The following is a 4147-nucleotide window of genomic DNA, read 5'->3' as shown; positions in this document are numbered from 1 at the left end:
CAAACTTATAGACGCATCATAAAGGTTTTAGTGGCTCTCTTTGAGATGCGCACACTGGCCAAATCATAATGCGTCAGCTGGCCAAGTGTGAATGCACTCGGTGGCTAAATTCTTTGCGTCCCAACATTAAGATATCTTCATTATCTTTTTTCCACTCATTCCACTCTACTAAAATTTTTCTCAAAGCTCTGATTCTTCTTTTGATTAAGGAAGAGCTTCACTAATTATTTGCAGTGATAAAATAGATGGTAATCTTACTAATGAAACTTCTGTAAAACCAATTAAAGAGATACCTATAACTGTATAATTAGATTTTTTCTAATATCTCAATTGAGATTATTTTATCACCTTGTTTTATAGCATCTAAAGTTTTAAAACTATTTTCACTATTTTCTACAATCTCTCCAAAAACTGTGTGATTTTTATCTAGATGTGGGCATGGAACAAAACAGATAAAAAATTGACTTCCTCCTGTATCTCTTCCTGCATGTGCCATTGATAGGCTTCCTCTTTTGTGAACTTGTTTTGGTGCATCTACTTCACATTTAATTGCCCAAGAAGGTCCTCCTGCACCAGTTCCATCTGGACATCCACCTTGTGCCATAAAACCAGCAATTACTCTATGAAAATTTAAACCATTATAAAAACCATCATTTACTAAAGTAGCAAAATTTGAAACTGTATTTGGAGTCTCTTGATTGAAAAGTTTTATTAAAATTTCTCCATTTTTTGTAGTAAATTTAGCATAATTAAATTTTGCAAGCTCCTCTTTTGTATAGTTATACTCTTTTAGTTCTTGACCAAATCTATTTGTACTCATTAAAATCCTTTATAAATTAATTTTTTGAAATTATATCTTTTTTAGGTGACAAGTAGTTTAATTTTACTAAGTTTTGAATTGTTTCTTTGAATATTGGAACAGCTGCTTGGGAAGCATAATAAGATGATGAATCTGTTGTTGGGTTAATAACAGTTACTCCAATTGTATAAGAGTTTCCTTTCTCATCATTAACAAAACCAATAAAAGATGATATATATTTTTTTATGTAAGTTCCTCCACCTGCAATTTGTGCAGTTCCAGTTTTTCCACCAATTTCTAGACCATCTATTTTTGCACCTCTTCCAGTTCCTTCTTCAACAGTTCTAATTAGTAGGTTTCTCATAAAATTTGTTGTATCTTTTGATAATACTTGAACTGGCTCTTTTTTAAAAGGCTCTTTTATAACTCTATTTGCTTTTATAAGTTCATCAACAATATAAGGAGTTAACATAAAACCATCATTACTAAATACTGTAAATGCTTTTACAAGTTGCATAAATGTTGCAGTCATTCCTTGACCGTAAGATACTGTTGCTTTAAATATATTATCTCTATTCTCTTTTTCTCCAGCTGCAAATCTAATTAAAGGAGGCATTGCACCAGTTTTTTCATAAGATAGATCAATTCCTGTTTTTTGTGTAAAACCAAAACTTTTCATACCTTCATAGAACTCATAAGCTGGAATTCTTTGAGCAATTTGAATTGTAGCTATGTTTGAAGAGTATATAATTGTATCTTCTAAAGATACAATATCATCAAATCTATGGCTATCTCTTATTGTATAGTTTCCAATAACATATTGTCTTTTTCTATTTGGTATGTTTGAACTAGGAAATGATTCATTTTTTTTAACTCTATTTTTATCAAGAGCTAAAGATATTGAAAGTGGTTTTATAACAGAACCTGGTTCAAATTGGTATTCAACAGCATTTACATTTAAAATAGGTATCTCATTTGGTTTTATATTATCTGGTATAAACCTATTTGATGAAGCCATTGATAAGATTTTCCCACTTCTATTTTCTACAATTGCAAGCATAATCTCATCACTTTGTGTTCTTATTTTATGTTTATCTAAAGTTGCTTCATTGTTTTTTTGAAGTTTTAAAGGAATATTTAGTTTTAAACTATATCCATCTATTGCATGAGTTGTAGTTGAATTTTTATCAAAATATAGATAACCTGAAATATCTCTATATCCTTGTAAAATACCATTATTTAAATCATTTAGATTTTCATTATAAAAATTTTCTAAACCTTTTATTCCTAAAGATCTAGTTTTACCCTGTTCATCTTCCTCTTTTTGAACATATCCTAAAATTGGAGATAGAGTATCTTTATATCTAAAATCTCTTTTTTCACCACTTTCACTAATTTCTAATCTTCTAATAATTGAACTATTATCACCTTTTATTGGAACAAAAACTTTTAAAGAGTTAAGTTTTAAATCCAACTCTTCTAAATTTTTTGCAGCTTTTGAATCAATACTATATGATAAAACTAAATTTCCAGGTCTTTTTTTTGAATCAAGCAACTTTTTTTTTAATTCATTATAATCTAAACCACTATAAATAGAGAACAGACTTAAAAAAAGCTCCTCTTTTTTAAAATCTAAATATCTAGTATCAATTACAGCCTTATATAGCTTTTTTGATGATACTAAATTAAAACCATCTTGGCTAATAATATTTCCTCTAACAGCTAATTCATTTTTAGTTTGAGCGATTCTTGGAATTTTTCTATTATCTTTTATAGTGTTAAAAATAGAGAAAGCTACAATAAATAGTGGAATTGTGAGTAAAAAAATAAGAATACTAAATTTTTTTGATTTCTTTTTTAGTTCAGATATTTTATAAGTATTAAAATCTATATTTGAAGTCATTTTTATCCATAATATTATATAATCAAAGTATGAATTTTATCCAAAAACATATTAAAACCCCAATTAACAATCTAATTTCTAGTAATGGTCTAATAGATGCTGATTATATACTGTTTATCTTAGTATCAATTTTGATTACTATAGGAGTTCTGTTCTCTTACTCTTTATCTGCTTATACCGTAGAGATTTACTCTTACAATGAGTTTCATTTTGCACTAAGACAAGGAGTAGTTGCTATATTGGCAATATTTATAATGTGGATATTCTCAAAATTAAATCCAAATTTTTTAGTTGGATATTTTGGAATGAGTCTATTTTTTATAGGTTTTATTTTAATGTTTTTAATGCCTTTTTTGCCAGCATCTTTAGTAACAGCTTCAGGTGGTGCAAATAGATGGATTAGGCTTCCAGGATTCTCTTTATCTCCTGTTGAGTTTTTTAAAGTAGGGTTTATATATTTTTTATCTTGGTCATTTTATAGAAAGGTAATTGATAAACCAAAAACCACTTTAGTAAGTGAGTTTATGCTTTTGTTTCCATATTTTATGATCTTCTTTTTGGTTGTTGTGTTTGTAGCATTTTTTCAAAAAGATTTGGGGCAAGTTGTACTTTTAGCAGCTGTTATGGGAGTTTTAATTGTTTTTGCTAATAGATCTTTGAAGTTATTGCTTATTTTAGTTTTAGCAGGATTTATTGGGTTTATAGGTTTAATAATAAGTGCTCCACATAGGGTAAATAGATTTCACTCTTGGTGGGCGATGGTTCAAGACACTTTTTTATCAATTGTTCCAGCATCTGCTGAAAAATATTTTAGAGTAGAGAATCTTCCTGAACCTTATCAAGTTATGCAATCTTTAAATGCAATTCACAATGGTGGTTTTTTTGGCAAAGGTATTGGTTTTGGCGAGATAAAAATGGGATTTTTAAGTGAAGTTCATACAGACTTTGTACTTGCTGGAATTACTGAAGAGCTTGGATATTTTGGTTTTATTTTAGTTTTAATAAATATTTTTCGCGATTATTTATAGAATTTTTAAAATAGCTAAAAATGTAGATAATAAGATTTTTTATCTATTTTCAACAGGAATTGCTTTGATGTTGATATTCTCTTTTTTAATCAACTCTTTTGGAATTTCAGGATTAATTCCAATAAAAGGAATAGCAGTTCCAATGTTATCTTATGGTGGTTCATCACTTCTTGCAACATCTTTTGCAATAGGTTTGGTTTTATCAATAAGCAGATGTGCAAAAAAAGAGAGTCTTGAATCTAAAACAAAGGAAGAGAGTTTTGAGTAAAGTTGTTGTAATAACAGGTGGAGGAACTGGAGGTCATCTAAAAATTGCTGATGTTTTTATATCTGAATTCAAAAAAAGAGGTTTTGAAGTTGTTTTTATAGGTTCAAGTTATGGGCAAGATAAGTTTTGGTTTGAAAATGATGATAGAT

General features: G+C 28.5%; 5 protein-coding genes. 3 read left to right on the top strand and 2 right to left on the bottom strand.

What is annotated here, in order from left to right:
- Window positions 1–307: 307 nt before the first annotated feature.
- Window positions 308–820 (bottom strand): peptidylprolyl isomerase, encoded by a 513-nt coding sequence (locus WC168_RS09385; protein ID WP_279135818.1) that lies wholly within the window; start codon window positions 818–820, stop codon window positions 308–310.
- Window positions 821–836: 16 nt separating this feature from the next.
- Window positions 837–2702: a peptidoglycan D,D-transpeptidase FtsI family protein gene (locus tag WC168_RS09380; RefSeq protein WP_372618879.1), complete on the bottom strand. Its 1866-nt coding sequence runs from the start codon at window positions 2700–2702 to the stop codon at window positions 837–839.
- 29 nt (window positions 2703–2731) lie between these two features.
- On the opposite strand from WC168_RS09380, the gene WC168_RS09375 reads away from it, so the two are divergent.
- The 3 genes from WC168_RS09375 to WC168_RS09365 all read left to right on the top strand — a co-directional run.
- The gene (locus WC168_RS09375) at window positions 2732–3730 is read left to right on the top strand and encodes an FtsW/RodA/SpoVE family cell cycle protein (RefSeq protein WP_372618877.1); all 999 of its coding nucleotides are present in this window, start codon (window positions 2732–2734) and stop codon (window positions 3728–3730) included.
- Window positions 3708–3998 carry an FtsW/RodA/SpoVE family cell cycle protein gene (locus WC168_RS09370; RefSeq protein ID WP_372618883.1) on the top strand — a complete coding sequence of 97 codons (291 nt, stop codon included), beginning with the start codon at window positions 3708–3710 and terminating at the stop codon, window positions 3996–3998. Before WC168_RS09375 ends, WC168_RS09370 begins: the two co-directional genes overlap by 23 nt.
- On the top strand, window positions 3991–4147 hold a 157-nt coding region (locus tag WC168_RS09365), incomplete at its 3' end, for a glycosyltransferase (protein WP_372618881.1). The genes WC168_RS09370 and WC168_RS09365, both read left to right, overlap by 8 nt.

Source organism: Aliarcobacter sp. (genome assembly GCF_041672065.1).
In the GTDB taxonomy this organism is placed as follows: Bacteria; Campylobacterota; Campylobacteria; order Campylobacterales; family Arcobacteraceae; genus Aliarcobacter; species Aliarcobacter skirrowii.
This window is presented reverse-complemented; position numbering and strand designations above follow the sequence as displayed.

What these genes read in the sequence shown, in the direction of transcription:
- WC168_RS09380 (WP_372618879.1), bottom strand. Translation starts at nt 2,702, where the DNA reads ATGACTTCAAATATAGATTTTAATACTTATAAAATATCTGAACTAAAA.
- WC168_RS09385 (WP_279135818.1), bottom strand. Translation starts at nt 820, where the DNA reads ATGAGTACAAATAGATTTGGTCAAGAACTAAAAGAGTATAACTATACA.
- WC168_RS09375 (WP_372618877.1), top strand. Translation starts at nt 2,732, where the DNA reads ATGAATTTTATCCAAAAACATATTAAAACCCCAATTAACAATCTAATT.